The sequence below is a fragment of the Pseudogulbenkiania sp. FW507-F1 genome (genome assembly GCF_058781125.1).
Genome location: NZ_JBYSWM010000039.1, coordinates 1 through 18,525, shown reverse-complemented (window position 1 = coordinate 18,525; position 18,525 = coordinate 1). Strand labels below are relative to the sequence as shown.

The 18,525-nt window shown below is 62.4% G+C and carries 15 protein-coding genes, 2 tRNA genes and 1 pseudogene; 7 read left to right on the top strand and 11 right to left on the bottom strand.

The genetic code is table 11. The annotated features are described in order from the left end of the window. Nucleotides 1-7: 7 nt before the first annotated feature. Together rnhA and AC3WG5_RS17810 are read right to left on the bottom strand one after the other, a co-directional pair. Nucleotides 8-451 (bottom strand): ribonuclease HI, encoded by a 444-nt coding sequence (rnhA, locus tag AC3WG5_RS17815; protein WP_014086343.1) that lies wholly within the window; start codon nt 449-451, stop codon nt 8-10. Further along, the gene (locus tag AC3WG5_RS17810; RefSeq protein ID WP_492569959.1) at nt 448-1,188 is read right to left on the bottom strand and encodes a class I SAM-dependent methyltransferase; all 741 of its coding nucleotides are present in this window, start codon (nt 1,186-1,188) and stop codon (nt 448-450) included. The genes rnhA and AC3WG5_RS17810 overlap by 4 nt, the downstream gene beginning before the upstream one ends. A 19-nt stretch (nt 1,189-1,207) precedes the next feature. On the opposite strand from AC3WG5_RS17810, the gene gloB reads away from it, so the two are divergent. Both gloB and AC3WG5_RS17800 read left to right on the top strand, forming a co-directional pair. Then, on the top strand, nt 1,208-1,966 hold the full coding sequence (gene gloB, locus AC3WG5_RS17805; protein ID WP_492569957.1) for a hydroxyacylglutathione hydrolase: 759 nt from the start codon (nt 1,208-1,210) through the stop codon (nt 1,964-1,966). 194 nt (nt 1,967-2,160) lie between these two features. After that, nucleotides 2,161-4,113 (top strand): lytic transglycosylase, encoded by a 1,953-nt coding sequence (locus AC3WG5_RS17800; protein WP_492569955.1) that lies wholly within the window; start codon nt 2,161-2,163, stop codon nt 4,111-4,113. Between the two features lie 178 nt (nt 4,114-4,291). Here the strand turns inward: AC3WG5_RS17800 and dtd are convergent, their stop codons facing one another. Further along, on the bottom strand, nt 4,292-4,744 hold the full coding sequence (gene dtd / locus AC3WG5_RS17795; protein WP_482583028.1) for a D-aminoacyl-tRNA deacylase: 453 nt from the start codon (nt 4,742-4,744) through the stop codon (nt 4,292-4,294). A 129-nt stretch (nt 4,745-4,873) separates the two neighbouring features. On the opposite strand from dtd, the gene yaaA reads away from it, so the two are divergent. Together yaaA and AC3WG5_RS17785 are read left to right on the top strand one after the other, a co-directional pair. Continuing rightward, entirely contained in the window at nt 4,874-5,653 is a 780-nt protein-coding gene (gene yaaA / locus AC3WG5_RS17790) for a peroxide stress protein YaaA (RefSeq protein ID WP_492569953.1), read from the top strand. A gap of 221 nt (nt 5,654-5,874) precedes the next feature. Continuing rightward, nucleotides 5,875-7,449, top strand: a complete 1,575-nt coding sequence (locus AC3WG5_RS17785; RefSeq protein WP_492569951.1) for a methyl-accepting chemotaxis protein — start codon at nt 5,875-5,877, stop codon at nt 7,447-7,449. A gap of 248 nt (nt 7,450-7,697) precedes the next feature. On the opposite strand, the gene AC3WG5_RS17780 is transcribed toward AC3WG5_RS17785, so the two are convergent. The 4 genes from AC3WG5_RS17780 to metG form a co-directional block, all read right to left on the bottom strand. After that, a tRNA-Met gene (locus AC3WG5_RS17780) sits at nt 7,698-7,774 on the bottom strand. A 154-nt stretch (nt 7,775-7,928) separates the two neighbouring features. Next, the gene (locus tag AC3WG5_RS17775; protein ID WP_041702840.1) at nt 7,929-8,213 is read right to left on the bottom strand and encodes an acylphosphatase; all 285 of its coding nucleotides are present in this window, start codon (nt 8,211-8,213) and stop codon (nt 7,929-7,931) included. A gap of 149 nt (nt 8,214-8,362) precedes the next feature. Continuing rightward, a complete protein-coding gene (locus AC3WG5_RS17770) occupies nt 8,363-8,548 on the bottom strand; it encodes a hypothetical protein (RefSeq protein ID WP_492569948.1) in 186 nt (61 codons plus the stop codon). Between the two features lie 248 nt (nt 8,549-8,796). Continuing rightward, entirely contained in the window at nt 8,797-10,905 is a 2,109-nt protein-coding gene (metG, locus tag AC3WG5_RS17765) for a methionine--tRNA ligase (protein WP_492569946.1), read from the bottom strand. A 424-nt stretch (nt 10,906-11,329) separates the two neighbouring features. On the opposite strand from metG, the gene apbC reads away from it, so the two are divergent. After that, entirely contained in the window at nt 11,330-12,418 is a 1,089-nt protein-coding gene (apbC, locus tag AC3WG5_RS17760) for an iron-sulfur cluster carrier protein ApbC (RefSeq protein ID WP_492569982.1), read from the top strand. Between the two features lie 93 nt (nt 12,419-12,511). Here the strand turns inward: apbC and AC3WG5_RS17755 are convergent, their stop codons facing one another. Both AC3WG5_RS17755 and AC3WG5_RS17750 read right to left on the bottom strand, forming a co-directional pair. Then, nucleotides 12,512-14,251 carry a cation:proton antiporter gene (locus tag AC3WG5_RS17755; protein WP_492569944.1) on the bottom strand — a complete coding sequence of 580 codons (1,740 nt, stop codon included), beginning with the start codon at nt 14,249-14,251 and terminating at the stop codon, nt 12,512-12,514. Nucleotides 14,252-14,519: 268 nt separating this feature from the next. Next, a complete protein-coding gene (locus tag AC3WG5_RS17750; protein ID WP_492569943.1) occupies nt 14,520-15,671 on the bottom strand; it encodes a pyridoxal phosphate-dependent aminotransferase in 1,152 nt (383 codons plus the stop codon). A 175-nt stretch (nt 15,672-15,846) separates the two neighbouring features. Here AC3WG5_RS17750 and AC3WG5_RS17745 point away from each other — a divergent pair. After that, nucleotides 15,847-15,936, top strand: a tRNA-Ser gene (locus AC3WG5_RS17745). Between the two features lie 75 nt (nt 15,937-16,011). Here AC3WG5_RS17745 and AC3WG5_RS17740 read toward each other — a convergent pair. Continuing rightward, entirely contained in the window at nt 16,012-16,722 is a 711-nt protein-coding gene (locus AC3WG5_RS17740) for a competence protein CoiA (protein ID WP_492569941.1), read from the bottom strand. 25 nt (nt 16,723-16,747) lie between these two features. Further along, nucleotides 16,748-16,879, bottom strand: a pseudogene (locus AC3WG5_RS17735) (hypothetical protein); the annotation flags it as partial. A 477-nt stretch (nt 16,880-17,356) separates the two neighbouring features. Between AC3WG5_RS17735 and AC3WG5_RS17730 the strand changes: the two are divergent. Next, on the top strand, nt 17,357-18,334 hold the full coding sequence (locus AC3WG5_RS17730) for a LysR family transcriptional regulator (RefSeq protein ID WP_492569940.1): 978 nt from the start codon (nt 17,357-17,359) through the stop codon (nt 18,332-18,334). Nucleotides 18,335-18,525: the final 191 nt, after the last annotated feature.

Sequence of the window (18,525 nt, the reverse complement as noted above, 5' to 3'; positions counted from 1 at the left end):
ATTAGGTTCAGGCGCTCAATGTCTCGACGCCACGGTTGGCGAGCTGGTCGGCGCGTTCGTTGAACTCGTGACCGGCGTGCCCTTTGACCCAGTGCCAGCTGATCTGATGTCCAGTCTGCAGCGCGTCAAGCTTCTGCCACAGGTCGGCGTTTTTGACCGGCTCCTTGGCCGCGGTTTTCCAGCCGCGCTTCTTCCAGCCGTGAATCCACTCGGAAATGCCCTTCTGCACGTACTGCGAGTCGGTGTACACCGCCACCTTGCAGGGACGCTTGAGCTGCGCCAGGCCTTCGATCACGGCGGTCAGCTCCATGCGGTTGTTAGTGGTGCCCTGCTCGCCGCCGAACAGTTCCTTCTCGCGCCCCTTGAAGCGCAACAGCACCCCCCAGCCGCCGGGGCCGGGATTGCCCTTGCAGGCGCCATCGGGGTAGATCTCGACTATGTCTTGGGTCATACGCTTTCTTTAGTGTGATGGCCGGCGGAGTGGCGATGGTCGTTGCCCCCCGCCACTGCCAGGCCTTTCGCGGCCTTGGCCGGTTTCCATTGCGGCATGATCAGGCGCATGCCGCGCTGCCGCTTGATCGCCTGGATGCCGTACACCCCGGCCGCCAGCGGCCACCAGCGATCGCCGGCCTTCTCCATGAAGCGGAAGCGCTCGAGCCAGTCGGCCCGCGCGAACGGCGGACAATAGCCCATGAAGCTGCCGCCTTCCGGTTCCAGATCCAGCAGCGTCAGCCAGTCCCTAATCCGCACCAGCGACAGGAACTGGGCGTTCCACGGCACCTGCTGCCGCCCTTCTATCAAGCGGCGCACGCCCCACAGCGATACCGGGTTGAAGCCGGTCAGCACCACCCGCCCCTCCGGCATCAGCACGCGCTCGGCCTCGCGCAATACCTGATGGGGATGGATGCTAAAATCCAGGATGTGGGGCAACACCACGAGATCCAGGCTGCGGCTCTCGAACGGCAACTGCTCGGGCAGACAACGCACGTCGGCGCCAGGTTCCTGACCGGCCCGGCCCTTCCAGGGAATACGGTTGGCGGCGAGGAAGTCCAGCTGCGGCAGACCCACCTGCACCGCGCGAAAACCGAAGGCATCAGCCACGGTGCGGTCGTAGAACGCCTGCTCCCTGGAGAGCAGATACTGTCCCAGCTCGCTAGAGGTGAGCCAGTGGCCAAATGATTCCATCATCGAAGGACGACCTCTACTCATGTTCACCGTCACGCCCGTGCCCGCCTTTTCCGACAATTATATCTGGCTTTTGCAGCAAGCCGGCCGTGCCGTTGCGGTCGACCCGGGCGACGCCGCGCCGGTGCTGGCCCACCTCGCGGCGCACGGCCTGGCGCTTGAGGCGGTGCTGGTGACCCATCACCACGCCGATCACGTCGGCGGCTTGGCCGAACTGACGCGGCATTACCCACACCTGCGCATCATCGGCCCGGCATCGATCGCCCAGGTCAACGAAGCCGTGATGGACGGCTCTCGGTTCGAGCTGCTGGGCGCCCAATTCGACGTGCTGGAAGTGCCCGGCCACACCCTCGACCACCTGGCCTACCTGGCCGATGGCCGGCTGTTCTGCGGCGACACCCTGTTCGGTGCCGGCTGCGGCCGGTTGTTCGAGGGCTCGCCCGAGCAGATGCACGCCTCGCTCGGCCGCATCGCGGCGCTGCCCGACAGCACCCGGCTCTACCCGGCGCACGAGTACACCCTGTCCAACCTGCGCTTTGCCGCCGCGGTGGAGCCCGATAATGACGCCATCCGGCAAAGGTTGGCCGAAGACCAGGCCACGCTTGCGGCAGGCGAGCCGACGCTGCCGTCGACGCTGGACAAGGAGCGCGCCACCAATCCTTTTCTGCGCACCGAGGTCGACGCCGTGACGCGCCGCGCAGCCCAGCGAGCCGGCGCTCCCCTGACGACGCCGGCGGCTGTCTTCACCGTGCTACGTGAGTGGAAAAACAGCTTTCGTTAAAACAGAAAAAAGCTATATTCCCCCTATAGGAAATGCGGTCATGGCACGCTTCACGAGCTTGGTCAAATATGACGAAAGCTCATGAAATTATTTGCTTTTTCGTGTTGACACCCCGTTTTCTGGCCGATAGCATCGGCCAGAATTTCTGATTTCAGGCCCGCCAAATGAAAAGAATCACACCATTGGCACTTTCGTTGTCATTTGTATTTTCTGCCGCCCCGCTGGTCCACGCGGAAGACTCGGGCGCCTTCCGCCAGTCGATCGGGGTGGACGAAGGCCTGGCCACCGGCCTCGACATGATGCTGCTCAACTCCAGCCTGCTGCGTAACGGCGACAACGTCTGGCAGCGCGTGCGCGAGGGCTTTCAGCTTGATGAGGTCAACACCGAACTGGTGCGCCGCCACGAACGCAGCCTGGCCGCCCGTCCCGAATACTTCAGCCGCATTCTCGAACGCAGTCACAAATACCTGTTCCACATCATGAACGAAGTGGAACGGCGCGGCATGCCGACCGAGATCGCTCTGCTGCCGGCGGTCGAGAGCGCCTTCGTCGCCACCGCCCAGTCGCCAGTCGGCGCCTCCGGATTGTGGCAGTTCATGCCCTCCACCGGGCGCCACTACGGCCTGGAACAGACCTGGTGGTACGATGGCCGCCGCGATGTCACCGCCTCCACCTCCGCCGCGCTGGACTACCTCGATTACCTGCACGGCCTGTTCGGCGACTGGAACCTGGCGCTCGCCGCGTACAACTGGGGAGAAGGCAACCTGACACGCGCCATCGCCCGTGCCCAGGCCGCCGGCCTCGAGCCCACCTACGAAAACCTCAAGCTGCCGAACGAGACGCGCAACTACGTACCCAAGCTGCTGGCGGTGCGCAACCTGCTCGCCAGCCCTGACAAGTTCGGCCTGAAGCTCGACAAATTCCCCAACAAGCCCTACTTCGTCGCGGTTTCCACCGGTCGTCATATGGACCTGGACGTCGCCGCCAAAATGGCCGGCATGTCGGTGAGCGAGTTCAAGGAACTCAATCCGGCCTTCAACCTGCCGGTCTACGCCCACAAGGCCGGGCGCCAGATGCTGATCCCGGCCAACCGCGTCGACAAATTCGAAGCCAACCTCAACAAGTGGGACAAGCCGCTGCTGAGCTGGCAGGTTTACACCCCGGCCACCGATGAAGACCTGGCCGCCGTGGCCGACCGCTACGGCATGAGCCCGGCCCAATTGCAGGCCGTGAACCGCGTCAAGGGTTCCACCATCAGCGCCGGCAAGCCGTTGCTGGTGGCGCTGAAAGGTAATGCCGACCTCAACAGCACCACCACCGATACCGATAGCGGCGGCGACACTACCGTGGCCGGCACGCTTTCGACAGCAACGCTGGTCGCCAGCGCCAGCCCGGCAGTCAGGGTCGGCACGCCCCCGAGTGGCGGCGTCCAGCCCGTCGCCCTTACCGTGCGCGCCACTACTGCCGCTACCCCTGTGGCACCGCCACCGGCGGCCACCCTGCAGGACAGCACCGGCGCAGCGCGTAGCGCCGCCAGTACGCCCCCCCAGAGCAGCAGCCCTGTGAGTAAGCCGAGCGAGGCCAGCGTCGCCGCCAACGCCGCGACACCGGGCAGCACACCGCAGGTCAAAGCCAGCGAAGTCAGCGTCGCCGGCAACACCGCCGCTCCGAGCAATACCCCGACGGTCAAGGCCAGCGAGGCGAGTGTCGCCAACAGCAAGGCTAATGAAACCGGCCCGGCAGTCGCGAGCAGCGCAACCCCGGCCGTTGCCACCACCTACATCGTGGCGTCGGGTGACACGCTCTACAATATTGCGCGCCGCTACAATCTGACGGTCAGCGATCTGAAAGCCTTCAACGGCCTGGCCGACAACGACATCCGCCTAGGGCAGACCTTGCAGCTCAAAGCCCCGGCCGGCACCGGCTACCTGGCCGCCGCTTCGCGCGACAGCCTGATGCGGGTCGCGGCCACCACCACGGCAGCAACCGGCGCGGTGCCCGCCGAATACGTGGTGCAGCGCGGCGATACCATGTTCAGCATCGCCCGCAAGTTCGGCGTGCGTCACAGCGACCTGCAACGCTGGAATGGCTCGGACGAAGTGGTCTCGCTGCAACCGGGCCAGCGCGTCCGCCTGCAGGGTCTGTAACGCCCAGACGTCTGCGCTGCTGGCTCCGGGTCGGCAGTGCGGACGATTCCTTGCCGCGGCCCCCACCGCCACACTGGACGGCTGCCGAAACTTCCGCGCGCGTTCAGGAATCAATGCCCCACGAAAACAGCCCCGCAAAGCGGGGCTGTTTTCGTGGGGCAAGAAGGCCGGTACGGACTCACTCCTGTTGCCGGCTGTCCAGCCAGATAGTCACCGGACCGTCGTTCACCAACCCCACTTTCATGTCGGCGCCGAACACCCCGGTCGCCACCGGCTTGCCCAAGGCTTCGGCCAACGTCGCCACGAAGCGCTCGAACATCGGCGCCGAGATGTCGCCCCGCGCGGCACGGCTGTAGGAAGGGCGGTTGCCTTTCCTGGTGCTGGCGAACAACGTGAACTGGCTCACGGCCAGCACCTCGCCCCGCACGTCGAGCACGGAGCGGTTCATCACTCCGGCCTCGTCGTTGAAAATACGCAACTGGGCGATCTTACGCACCAGCCAATCGATGTCGCTCTGCTCGTCCACCTCCTCCACGCCGACCAGCAGCAGCAAACCTGGCCCGATCGCCCCGCTCACCGCGCCATCCACCCTGACCTCCGCTTCGCTCACCCGCTGCACCAGCACCCGCATTGCCCGATCTCCTGTTTCTCGACTGCCGGCATTCTAGCGTCTCTCCGGCGCCGGATCACGGCTGTCGCGCCGTACGGGCGACGCACATCCGGTACAATCGCCTCATCGGAACCACGAGGACTCCCACCCATGCTGATGGTGATCTCCCCGGCCAAGACGCTGGACTACGCCACCCCGCCCCGCACCGAGCACTATACCCAACCGGACTTTCTCGACCACAGTGCCGAACTGATTGAGGTGCTGCGTGAGCACAGCCCGGCCGAAATCGGCCAGCTGATGGGCATCAGCGACCCGCTGGCCGTGCTCAACGCCGGCCGCTACGCCGAGTGGGCGCGCCCTTTCACGCCCGGCCAGGCCAAGCAGGCCGTACTCGCCTTCATGGGCGACGTCTACGAAGGGCTCAATGCCAACGAGCTGGACGAGGACGAACTGGACTACCTGCAGCAGCATCTGCGCGTGCTGTCCGGGCTCTACGGCGTGCTCAAGCCGCTCGACCTGATGCAGCCTTACCGCCTGGAAATGGGCACCCGTCTCGCCAACCCGCGCGGCAAGAACCTGTACGAATTCTGGGGCGACATCGTGACCGACGCCCTGCGCCACCGTCTGGCCCAAGCCCCTGCTCCGGTCTTGGTCAACCTGGCTTCCGAAGAATACTTCAAGGCGGTCAAGCCGAAGAAACTCGCGGCCACCGTGATCACCCCGGTGTTCCAGGATTGGAAGAATGGCCAATACAAGATCATCAGCTTCTACGCCAAGCGCGCGCGCGGACTGATGGCGCGCTGGGCCGCCAAACATCGCGTCACCGATCCGGAGCGGCTGAAAGCATTCGATTACGAGGGCTACGCCTTCGATGACCAGGCCTCCGATGCGCGGCACTGGGTATTCCGCCGCGACCCGGCGCGGTGCTGAACAACCGGGCCTCCTGCCCGGTTTTTCTCTCGCCCCCCTCGTCGCCCCCCTAAATCACGCTTGTTGTTAACAATAAAAACCCCATTGGCAACATGTAATTACATGAAAAGCGAAAGCGCGTCTGAGTTGATCTAGGTCATACCATGACGATGTCACCGCCCCTATCGTTCGGCCAACCAAAATGGAACAGCCAGAACAATGAATCAAACAAGGGGGCGGGAATGAAAGTGAATCTACCCATCAGCGGCGTCGAGAAGCCCTTTACCGAAGGCATCATCGTCACGCGTACCGACCCTCAGGGGGTCATCACCCACGCCAACGACCTGTTCGTGCAGGTATCCGGTTTCAGCCGTGAGGAACTGCTCGGCAGCCATCACCACATCGTGCGCCATCCGGAGATGCCGGCGGTGCTGTTCGAGGACCTGTGGCGCACGGTCAAGGCCGACCAACCCTGGCGCGGCTACGTCAAGAACCGCTGCAAAAACGGCGACCACTATTGGGTTGACGCCCTCGTCATCCCGGTACGCCAGGAAGGCAGTACCGTCGGCTACATGTCGGTGCGCCGCCCGGCCTCACGCGAGGCCATTCGTCACGCCGAGCAGTGGTACGCCGAACTGGCGGCCGGCCAGAAACTGGTCAAGCCCCGTCCGGGCGGCATACGGGAAACGCGCGTACGCATGGCTTTCGGCGGACTGACGAGCCTCATACTGGGCTATTTCGCCTGGCACGGCAGTTCGCCCGTCGACTATGCCCTGGCCAGCGGCGGTTTGTTGGCCCTGGCGGGCTGGGTAGCCTTCGAGCGGCAGCGGGCCGGGCGCTTTGCCCGCCTGCGCGCGGTGTGCCACGACATCGCCGAAGGCCGCTTGAACAACGAGCTGGCCATCCATCGCCTGGGTGAATGCGGCGATCTGGAAGAGACCCTCGCCTACATGCAGGTGCATCTCAAGGTGATGATCGACGAGTTGCAGATGAATGCCCGCTCCCTCGCCGCCGGCACCGGCGACATGAACGACAGCCTGAACGACATCCGGCAGCGCATGGAGGCCGGCAATCACAGCGTGACGCAAATGAGCAGCGCCATCGAGCAGCTGTCCTCGTCGATCGAGCAAGTCGCGCAACATGCCAGCGATACCTCACAGCTGTCGGCCCACTCGCGCGACGCGATCCAGTCGGGCGAGCAGGAAATGGCGCGCTCACGCTCCTGCAGTCTAGACGCCGCCCAGGCGGTGGAAACGGCGCAGGACACCATCCGCTCCCTGTCCGACGCCATCAACGCCATCGGCCAGGTCACCCAGACCATCCACGACATCGCCGAACAGACCAACCTGCTGGCACTCAACGCCGCCATCGAGGCGGCGCGCGCCGGCGAAAGCGGCCGGGGCTTCGCCGTGGTGGCGGACGAAGTGCGCAAGCTGGCCGAACGCACCAGCGCCAGTACCGAGCAGATCAACGCCCTGGTCGACAACGTGCACCAGGCGGCAGAAGGTACCATCGCCACCATGAAGACCGTCACCGAGGCGACCCGTGCCGGCGTCGCCACGCAGCAGAGCACCGCCCAGCAACTGGCCGCCGTGCGCGACACCACGCTGCAGGTCAACGACATGATGAAGGACGTGGCCATGACCAACAGCCAGCAATCGGCCTCCGCCGCGCAATTGTCGGCGCGCATGGGCGACGTCGCCACCCAGATCGCCGAATCACACCAGCATGTCGAGGAAGCCGGCCAGGTCATCACCCTCTTGGCCAGCCAGTCGCGCCAGCTGGCCAGACTGGCGGGGCAATTCGAGATTCATTGACGGTGGCGGAAGGAGGCCGGGGGAGACGAAGCATTACGACACCCGGCCCACAGTGCTCCAGCGGCAGATCGAGGCGTCGGCCCCGCGCCATGCGGCGAGCAGCAGCACGGCTGCCGGACTCGCTGGCCGCGACGCGGGGAGGCGATCTGTCAGGGGAAGGAAGTGAGTAGCGGCAGCGGGCGGAGCAAACGAAAACAGACGCCCAAGCAAAAAGCCGTGAATTCTTGGCAGAATTCACGGCTTTATGTTGGTTGCGGGGGCAGGATTTGAACCTACGACCTTCGGGTTATGAGCCCGACGAGCTACCAGACTGCTCCACCCCGCGTCAGAAACCTGTTGCTGCGAAGCACTTCTTTGCGAAGCGTCTCGTGCAGCGAGGAGACGAACTATAAACTTCGGTTACAGATCGGTCAAGCGTTTTTCGAAAAAAAGTCAGACTAATGATTCTAGGCCGAAGCACGCCCTCCCCAGCCTCCACCTCAGAGTGTCGGCCAGCAGCTGAAACCCTCCAGCGAAGCGTCCACCACGCACTCCTGTACCTCGACCATACTGACCTCGGCCGCTGGCGGGCCGTTACGCGCCCAGGTAACAAACTCCAGCAAGTTCTCCGGCTCGCCGCTGATCAATGCCTCGACCGTGCCATCGCGGCGGTTGCGGACCCAGCCGCTGACCCCAAGACGGGACGCCTCCGCGACGGCGCCGTCGCGGTAACACACGCCCTGAACCCTGCCATGAATGCGCAGCAGCCGTGTCATTTGTCTCATGTCCGTCTCCTTCCCCCTGTCCTGTTGATAGCAGCCGCCACGAGCGATGGCAATGCCCTTGAAACGCCAAACCCCGTTGGCGCCGAGCGCGAACGGGGTTTGGGGGGCGATCCCGAGAGGCGGCCCCAAGGGGCCGTCAGCGGCGGCGATCAGGCCGCGGCCGGGATGAAGGCGTTGGCCGAATAGAGGGCGCTGGCCATACCCAGCACCGACCGGAAGGTCACTTCGAACTGCTTGCCGATCTGGCGGATACGGATCACTTCGTAACGGATCTCATGGCCGTCGTCTTTTCGCTCGACAATTTTGCAGCCTGGCTGCAATTGACTTACACGCATTACTTTCTCCTTGTTGTTTTCAATAACAACAACATTGTCATACCAACACTTAACTTTTCACGAAATCTCAACATAAATCAATAGACAACGGCAGGAACACGACGTTCCCAGTTGAATGGACACACTGTAGCAGCGTGAGATGACAGCTTGATGACTTCTAGAATGGAAAACGCCTTGTCAGCTTCAAAGAGGCTGGCAAGGCGTCAATGGCTCAGTATACCCTAATTTTTCTTTTACACAACAACTATTTAGCCGATGCGCATCCCCGGCTGGGCGCCATCGTCGGTATCGAGCAGGAACAACCCGCTCGTGTCGTCGTTGCCGGAGGCGCAGACGATCATGCCGGCCGACACCCCGAAGCGCATCTTGCGCGGCGCCAGGTTGGCCACCACGATGACGTTGCGGCCGACCAGCTTGTCGGGCTCCTGGTAGGCCTGGCGGATGCCGGAGAAGATGTTGCGCGTCTCGAAACCGAGGTCGACGGTGAATTGCAGCAGCTTGTCCGAACCATCGACGAACTGGCAGGCCAGCACCTTGCCGACGCGCAGGTCGAGCTTGGCGAAGTCGTCGATGGTGATGGTGTCGGCGAGCGGCTCATAGTTGGCCGAAGCCTCGGCCGGGGCAGCTTGTTGTTCCATGCTTTGTTTGTTCGCTTCGATCAGTTTGTCGATCTGAGCCGCCTCGACGCGCTGCATCAGATGCTGGTACGGCTTGATGGTGTGGCCGAGCAGCAGGGTGTCGGCGTCGTCCCACGTGAGCGGGGCGATGTTGAGGAAGGCCTCGACGTCGGCCGCCAGCTTCGGCAGCACCGGCTTGAGGTAGATGGCCAACAGGCGGAAGGCGTTGACCAGCACGGTACAGACTTCGTGCAGGCGCGCCTCCATCCCTTCCTGTTTGGCCAGTTCCCACGGCTTGTTGGCGTCGACGTAGGCATTGACCTCGTCGGCCAGCGCCATCACATCCCGCAGCGCGCGGGCGTATTCACGCGCCTCGTAAGCCGCGGCCAGCGTCGCGCTGCTTTCGGCCAACTGCTGCAGCAACGGGTGTTCGCACTGCGCGGCATGGCACACCGGGCTCGCCAGCGCGGAGCTGGATACGCTCTCCGCCAGACGGCCGCCAAAACGCTTGGTGATGAAGCCGGCGGCGCGGCTGGCGATGTTGACGAACTTGCCGATCAGGTCGGAGTTGACGCGCGCCACGAAATCGTCGAGCGACAGGTCGATGTCCTCGATGCGGGCGTTCAGCTTGGCGGCGACGTAGTAGCGCATCCATTCCGGGTTCAGGCCGCAGTCGAGGTAGCTCTTGGCGGTGATGAAGGTGCCGCGCGACTTGGACATCTTCTGCCCGTCCACGGTGAGGAAGCCGTGGGCGAACACACCGGTCGGGGCGCGGTAGCCGGAGTACTTCAGCATCGCCGGCCAGAACAGGGCGTGGAAGTACAGGATGTCCTTGCCGATGAAGTGGTACAGCTCGGCGTCGGAATCCGGGCGGAAGTAGTCGTCGAAATCCAGACCGCTCTTCTCGCACAGGTTCTTGAAGCTCGCCATGTAGCCGATCGGGGCGTCGAGCCAGACGTAGAAGTACTTGCCCGGTGCGTCGGGAATCTCGAAGCCGAAGTACGGGGCGTCGCGGCTGATGTCCCAGTCGTGCAGGCCGCCCTCGATCCACTCGTTCATCTTGTTGAGGGATTCAGGCTGCAGGTGCGGCTGGGTTTCGCCATCGGCGCGCACGCTGGAACCGGCGGTCCAGGCCTTGAGGAAATCGGCGCAATCGCCCAGGCGGAAGAAGTAATGCTCGGACGATTTCAGCACCGGCGTGGCACCGGACACCGCCGAGTACGGATTCTTCAGGTCGGTCGGGCTGTAGGTGGCGCCGCAGCTCTCGCAGTTGTCGCCGTACTGGTCCTTGGTGCCGCACTTGGGGCACTCGCCCTTGACGAAGCGGTCCGGCAGGAACATCTGTTTTTCCGGATCGAACAGCTGCTCGATGGTGCGCGACACGATCTTGCCGTTGGCGCGCAGCGTGCGGTAGATGTGCTCGGCGAAGTGCTTGTTTTCCGGGCTGTTGGTGCTGTAGTAGTTGTCGTAGCCGATGTGGAAGCCGGTGAAATCGGCCAGGTGCTCGGCCTTGACGCGCTCGATCAGCTGCTCGGGCGTGATGCCCTGCTTCTCGGCGGCGAGCATGATCGGCGTGCCATGGGTGTCGTCGGCACAGACGTAATGGCAGGCGTGGCCGCGCATTTTCTGGAAGCGCACCCAGACATCGGTCTGGATGTGTTCGACCATGTGGCCGAGGTGAATCGCGCCGTTGGCGTACGGCAGGGCGCTGGTCACCAGAATCTTGCGTGGGGAGGTCATTCGGGGGTCCCTGGTTCGAATCTCAAGCGATCGATTATAACAGCAGGACCGGCCGCCTTGGAGCGGGCCAAGACCTTGCCGCGTTTCCATGGAGGCACAACGGAAGAGGCCGGCTCGTTCTTGTGGAACGGGCCGCCCTCTTCAGGGGGCGCCACGGCGGTAGTCCGTGGCGGGTACGACGTGTGAGGGGCATTTTAATGCATCGCGCGGCGCACGGCTAGCACCGGCAACGCCGACGTGCCGACGGCTCGCAGCGGGCTGCGGCGCCTTAAGCGCACCGGCGCCAAGCGCCCGCCCATGCCCTGCGCGCAAGGCAGAATTCGAGTAAACTGGTCAGGTATTTTCAACCCGGTCCCCGGCCATGTTCCAGAAACTGACCCGACTCTTCGGCCGCGACGCCACCACTTCCGACTCTTCCGACACCATGGCACTGACAGATACCCAGGTACTCCAGGCCCTCTCCGGCCTGATCGACGACAACACCGGCAAACCGTACACCGCTGCCAAGGCGGTCAAGAACCTGCGCGTCAGCGACAGCGAGATCACGCTCGACGTGGTGCTGGGCTACCCGGCCAAGAGCCAGTTCGACGCCGTGCGCGGCGCTTTCGAGAACGCGCTGGCACCGTTGGCCGAAGGCCGCGCCGTCAAGGTCGGCGTCAGCAGCCAGATCGTCAGCCATGCTGCCCAGCGCGGCGTGCCGTTGCTGCCTGGCGTGAAGAACATCATCGCCGTGGCGTCCGGCAAGGGCGGCGTCGGCAAATCCACCACCGCCGTCAACCTGGCGTTGGCGCTGGCGGCCGAAGGCGCCCGTGTCGGCCTGCTGGACGCTGACATCTACGGCCCGTCGCAACCGCTGATGATGGGCCTGCAGGGGCGGAAACCGGAAACCGACGGCAAGTCGCTGCAGCCGGTGGTGAATTATGGCGTGCAGACCATGTCGATCGGCTACCTGGTCGACACCGACCAGGCCATGGTCTGGCGCGGCCCGATGGTGAGCCAGGCGCTGCAGCAGCTGCTCAACGACACGCGCTGGGACGATCTGGACTACCTGGTGATCGACATGCCGCCGGGCACCGGCGACATCCAGCTGACGCTGGCGCAGAAGGTGCCGGTGACCGGCGCCGTGATCGTCACCACGCCGCAGGACATCGCCCTGCTCGACGCACGCAAGGGGCTGAAGATGTTCGAGAAGGTCAGCGTGCCGATCCTGGGCCTGGTGGAGAACATGGCGATCCACATCTGCTCCAACTGCGGCCACGCCGAACACATCTTCGGCAGCGGCGGCGCCGCCAAGATGACCGAGGAGTACGGTGTCGAGCTGTTGGGCTCGCTGCCGCTCGACCTCGCCATCCGCCAGGCGGTGGACGAAGGCAAGCCGAGCGTGGTGGCGGACCCGAACGGCCCGATCGCCGCCGCCTACCAGGCCATCGCGCGCCGCGTGGCGGTCAAGGTCGGCGAGAAGGCGCAGGACTTCTCCAGCAAGTTTCCCAAGATCGTGATCCAGAACAACTGATCGCTTCGACAAGGTTGGCCGAAGCCTTCGGCCAACCTTAGCCTGCGAAAAAACACGGCAGCTCACCAGCTGCCGTTTTTTTATTCCCCGCCATCACGGGGCCGGCGGGTGCATCGTCTCGTACAAGGCGATCTGCAGCCGCGAGTGCAGCTGGATCAGGCGCTTCCAGAACAGCACCGCTACCGCCCCCACCGCCAGCACAATCACCAGCAGCACCTCGCTCGGCGGCAGGATGCTCACGCTCAGCGCTGACAGGAACAGCAGGATGCCGATCAGCGCCCCCACCGGGATCAGTTCGGCGATCACGCGCCGCGAGGCTGTGGTGAGCTGGCCGGCCATCTCCGGCCGTACCGAGAGTTCCGCCAGCAGCATTGCCAGCGCCTTGAGCTTGCGGTAGATCGCCACCAGAAATGGCACCGACAACAGCAGCGCCGCACTCCACAGCAGCGCGTTGACCAGGCGCGCGTCGCCCTGACTCGTCAGCCACTCCGGCCCGAAGTAGGCGGCGGCCAGGAAGATCGCGGTCACCAGGCACAGGTTGACCAGCACGTGCAGCACGATGCGGCGGACGATGGCCAGCAGTTCGGCGCGCTCCTCTTGCGGCTGAATGCTCTGCAACCACGCGGTGTAATACCCCAGGCCGCGCTTAACCGGTTCGGGCGAGAGCCGGTTCACCAGCCCGGCAAACGGTTCGGCAGCGCGGATCAAATAGGGGGTGAACAAGGTCGTCAACGCCGAAACGGCCACCGCCACCGGGTAGAGGAAATCGCTGGTCACCTTCAACGACAAGCCGAGCGCGGCGATGATGAAGGAAAACTCGCCGATCTGCGCCAGCCCCATCCCCACCCGCATCGCGGTGCGGCCGTCGTTGCCGGCGACGAAGGTGCCGAGGCTGCAGGTAACCACCTTGCCGACCACCACCGCCACGGTGATCAACGCGATCGGCCAGGCGTACTGCAGCAGCACCGCCGGGTCGAGCAACAGACCGATGGCGACGAAGAAGATCGCGCTGAACATGTCGCGGATCGGCTCGACCAAGTGCTCGATCTGCTTCAGCTCGCGCGACTCCGCCATGATCGCCCCGATCAGGAACGCCCCCAGCGCAATGCTGTACTCCAGTTGCAGCACCAGCAGGCAGAAACCGAAGCACAGCCCGAGCACCGTCACCAGCAACATCTCGCGGCTCTCGAAGCGCGCCACGTAGGCCAACAGGCGCGGCACTATCAGGATGCCCAGCACCAGCGCCACCACCATGAACAGCGACAGCTGGCCCAGCGTGCTCAGCACCGCTCCTGCCTCGACCCGTCCGCTGATGGCGATGCCGGACAGCAAGGCGATCATGCCGATGGCAAGAATATCCTCGACAATGAGGATGCCAAAAATCATTTGCGCGAAGCGCTCGTTTTTGAGCCCCAGCTCGTCCAGCGCCTTGACGATGATGGTGGTCGACGAGATCGCCAGCATGGCACCGAGGAACACCGAATCCATCGTGGCCCAGCCGAAGTACTTGCCGATCTGAAAGCCGATGGCCACCATCGCCACGATTTCGGTCAGCGCCGCCAACAGCGCGGTGACGCCGACACTGGCCAGTTTCTTCAGGCTGAACTCAAGCCCGAGCGAGAACATCAGGAACACCACGCCAAGTTCGGCCAAGGTCTTGACCGTGGCTTCGTCCTGGATGAGAGCGAACGGCGGCGTGTACGGGCCGATGATCACCCCGGCCACGATATAGCCCAGTACCACCGGCTGACGCAGGCGGTGAAACAACACCGTGACCAGGCCGGCTATCAGCATGATCACGGCAAGGTCATGGATGAAGGACGTGGCGTGCATAGGCTTCCTCCCAGGGTGGTCGAGGCCGTCAACACATGGCAACGGCGGGGTCATCGATGCGGGCACGGCCAAAAGCCACGCCCTCCCGTCAAGAGAGAGATTTCAGAACGTCAGAGTTCCCGCTCACATGCCATTAAAACCAATTTTTTTGTCTATCTGGCAAAATAGATAACAAAATCCAGAAAAAACAAAAATAGTGTGAAATAGCACTTGAACTTCATCGGCTTGCCGGCAGAGGACAGGAGGATCGCCTCCGCCACCCCGCTACTCAGCCGGCGCGCGCCATCCTCCGTACCGCTTCGGCCAGGCGGTCGATGCCCGTCGTGTAGGCCACCCGCACGTGCCGCTCGGCGTGGTAGGCGCCGAAATCCGCTCCCGGCGTGATCGCCACGTGCACTTCGTCCAACAGACGCTGGCAATAGCCGAAGCTGTCATCGGTCACCGTGCTGACGTCGGCATAGACGTAGAACGCTCCTTCCGGCTGTACCGGAATGCGCCAGCCCAGGCTGGGCAGTGCTTCGAGCAGGAAGTCGCGGCGCCGGCCGAACTCGGCGCGCCGCTCCTCCAACAAGGCCAGCGTCTCTGGCTGAAATGCCACCAGCGCCGCACGCTGCGCCGGCGCCGGCGGGCACAGGAACAGGTTCTGCGCCAGCCGGATCGCTGGTTCCACCAGTTGCGGCGGCACCACCAGCCAGCCCAGGCGCCAACCGGTCATCTGGAAGTACTTGGAGAAACTGTTGATCACCAAGGCTTCGTCCGCCACCTGCAGCACGCTCGGCGCGTCCACGCCGTAGGTCAGGCCGTGATAGATCTCGTCAACGATCAGCGCGCCACCCCGGCGGCGACATACCTCGGCCAGCTCGGCCAGCTCGGTTGCACTCAGCAATGTGCCGGTGGGATTGGCCGGGCTCGCCACCATGGCCGCCGCCGTGCGCTCGCTCCAGGCGGCGTCCAACTGTGCCGCCTGGAGCTGGTAGCGGCTCTCGGGCCCCACCTCCACCGCGCGCAGCACCCCGCCCAGCAGGCTGACGAAGTGGCGATTGCAGGGGTAGGTCGGATCGGCCATCACCACCTCGCTACCCTCTTCCACCAGCAAGGTCAGCGCGATCTGCAAGGCGCCGGAGGCTCCCGGCGTGACGATGATGCGCGCCGGATCGAGCTCCACGCCATGACGGCTGGCGTAGAAGCCGGCAATCGCCTGGCGCAGTTCGGGCAGCCCCTGTGCTGCCGTATAGAAGGTATCTCCCTGGGCCAGGGCCTGTCGTCCTGCTTCGACGATGGCGGGCGGCGTGGCGAAGTCCGGTTCACCCACTTCGAGATGGATCACATCGTGCCCCTGCGCTTGCAAGGCACGGGCCTTCTCCAGGATGGCCATGACCTGGAACGGGGAAATACTGTCGAGACGGGACGCTAGTTTCACACTGCCCTCTGCTGCTGAAGCGACTGCGATCAGTCGGGATATAAAGGTAGGAGGCCGACGGCATCGGCCGGGTTTCATGCGAGCAGTGTACCAAGCACAACGGGGAAAGGCAGAACGATACCAGACTGTTGACAGGGCCGAATCTCATCCATATAATTCGCCTCTCATTGACCGCGGAGAGGTGGCAGAGTGGTCGAATGTACCTGACTCGAAATCAGGCGTACGGGTTCCCGTACCGAGGGTTCGAATCCCTCCCTCTCCGCCAGTACACTACAAGCCCTTGATATTTCAGCAAATTGTTGAGAACCAAGGGTTTTTTCATGCCTATTGCACACCGGTGTTATACACTCGGGGCATGAAAATGGCGCATATAGCACACACAATCAAGCACTCTAGCGGGGTCTACTACTTCAACCTGAAGACCCCTGCTGATCTCGTCGGGCACTATCGTGTGCTTTTCCCGTTGGGTGCAGGCGACACCAAGAAGCTTTTCTGCGTTCAGCAGAGGTAGCCATATGACAGGCAAGCCTTGCTTCGAGTAATCCTCAGTGCGCTTGGCAATTGCTTCTGGAGCAATAGGAGAATGCTGAACCTCAAAGACCAGTGTGTGTTGTGTTCCCCAAGCGATGACGTCGGCTCGTTGCTTACCATTCTGAAGCGGGTATTCAACTTCCACTCGCATACCCTTGGCTTGGAAGAATTTGAAGATTGCGGCCTTGGCTTCCATGTGCGCCCGAGTTTCGCCTTGGCTGTAGGAGCAGGTAACTGGAGGCTTATGGGCGAAGTGATGTACAACCCTCATGCCCTTCCTGAGGATCTGCACCATATCGACGTGGCCTGACAACTCCATGTTGGCCAACGACCCAATCAGAAGACCAGCCAAGATCAAGGGTGCGTTCCGTGCCAGCTTTGCTAAACCAGGAAGGTCCCCCGCTGACTGGCCATACTCAGCCATAATCACATCACTAACCAACACCTGCGCGAGGAGTTCGTCTCCACCCAACAGCTTAACCATATCCGCACCGGACTCATCGAGCCTATCTAGCAGCATGAATGGCGTCGTACATCCGCCCCCCTTATGGCTCCATATCGGCACTTACATTCTTGAGTGCTTGGGCAAGATAAAAAGTGAAGGCAGGCGGAATAGCATTGCCCACCATCTGTTGGCGCTGCCCATAAGTCTCCCCATAAAATTGAAATGTGACAGGAAACCCCTGTAATCATCAAGGCATGTAAGGTGTTGATGGGTAATTGATTTTGTTGTTTTCAACAGGAACCCCTCCCTCTCCGCCAGTCAACACAACTAAGCCCTTGAGAAATCAAGGGCTTAGTTGTTTCTCCCTTCTCTGGAAACGCCGGTTTCCGTCCCTAAATTCCTTCTACAATTTCTACAAATCTTCTACAAAAACTGTTCGCAACCACATTTCAAGCAGTTGATTTTCAAGAATTTCCCCGCTGACAATCAATCAGGCACGTTCGTCATGCACTAACAATGAACGCCGCCAACGCCTGCCCTGCCAGCATAACCGTCACATGCATGGCATAGGTTGTTCTGTAGAGTTCACAATCGGAGAGTTCGTACATGGCTCCCAGCGGTTGATGTGTTGACAGCCATAGGTTGCATCAGGTTGTATGGTGAGTTAAATAGCATCGTATTCACGCTTAGATTAGATTTAATTTACCGAATGACTGCAAAGAAGACACTCAGCCAAGTCAGCGATTTCGAAATCCGTTTGCTCCGCCTATTCAAGACCGTGGTGGAATGCGGCAGCTTCACGGCCGCCGAAGGGGTGCTGGGCATCAGCCGCTCGGCCATCAGCCTGCACATGGGAGACTTGGAGAAGCGGCTGGGAATGCGCCTATGCCAACGCGGCCGCGCCGGCTTCGCGCTCACCGACGAAGGGCGCGAGGTGTTGCGCGCGAGCCAGACCCTGCTCGCCGCCATCGAGGGCTTCCGCAGCGAGGTCAACCAGCTGCACCGCCAGCTGCGCGGCGAGCTCAACATCGGCATCATCAACAACATGGTGACCCAGCCGCACATGCGCATCACCCAAGCCTTGAAGTCGCTACGAGCACAAGGCCCTAGCGTACATATCAATATCGGGATGATGACACCTAGCGATATTGAGCTAGGGGTTCTTGATGGGCACCTCAATGTGGGTGTGGTCCCATTGATCAGCCCCCTGGCGGGACTGGAATACATGCCACTCTACGCAGAACGCTCCTTGCTCTATTGCAGCCGGGAGCATTCATTTTTTGGGCGTCCTGATGCGGAGATAACGGACGAGGAACTACGCAATGCCGATGCCGTGGCCCCTAGCTACCGACTGCCAGCGGATGCCATAGACACTCATCAGACATTGAACTGCACAGCAACTGCATCTGACCGGGAGGGCATCGCCTTTCTGATTCTCACAGGCAGTTTTATCGGCTTTCTTCCAGATCACTATGCCAATACGTGGGTGACGCAGGAAATGATGAGAACACTCCACCCTCATCGCCTTCACTATGACGTACCACTCAGTGTGGTTACGCGCAAAGGCAGGCGGCCTAATCTGGTGTTGGAGCGCTTTTTAGAGCAATTATCTATTAATAATTACATGGCGGCACAAATCGAGACCTGCCAGCTGTCGGTTAAAATTGGCGTTGCGGCCAAACCCTGAAGCAGGATGTGCTGCTATTTCCTCTCCGACCACATCGGTGCATCGCCCACCCGGTTGTCGGCCACCTCGATAATCCGATCCAATCCCCAGCCCAGTTCAGACGCGCTGACCATACTGAATCAATGGGATGGACTCCTCCCTCCTGATACGGCATCAACGTGCCAGACTGGAAGTGTCAACAAACCAGTCAA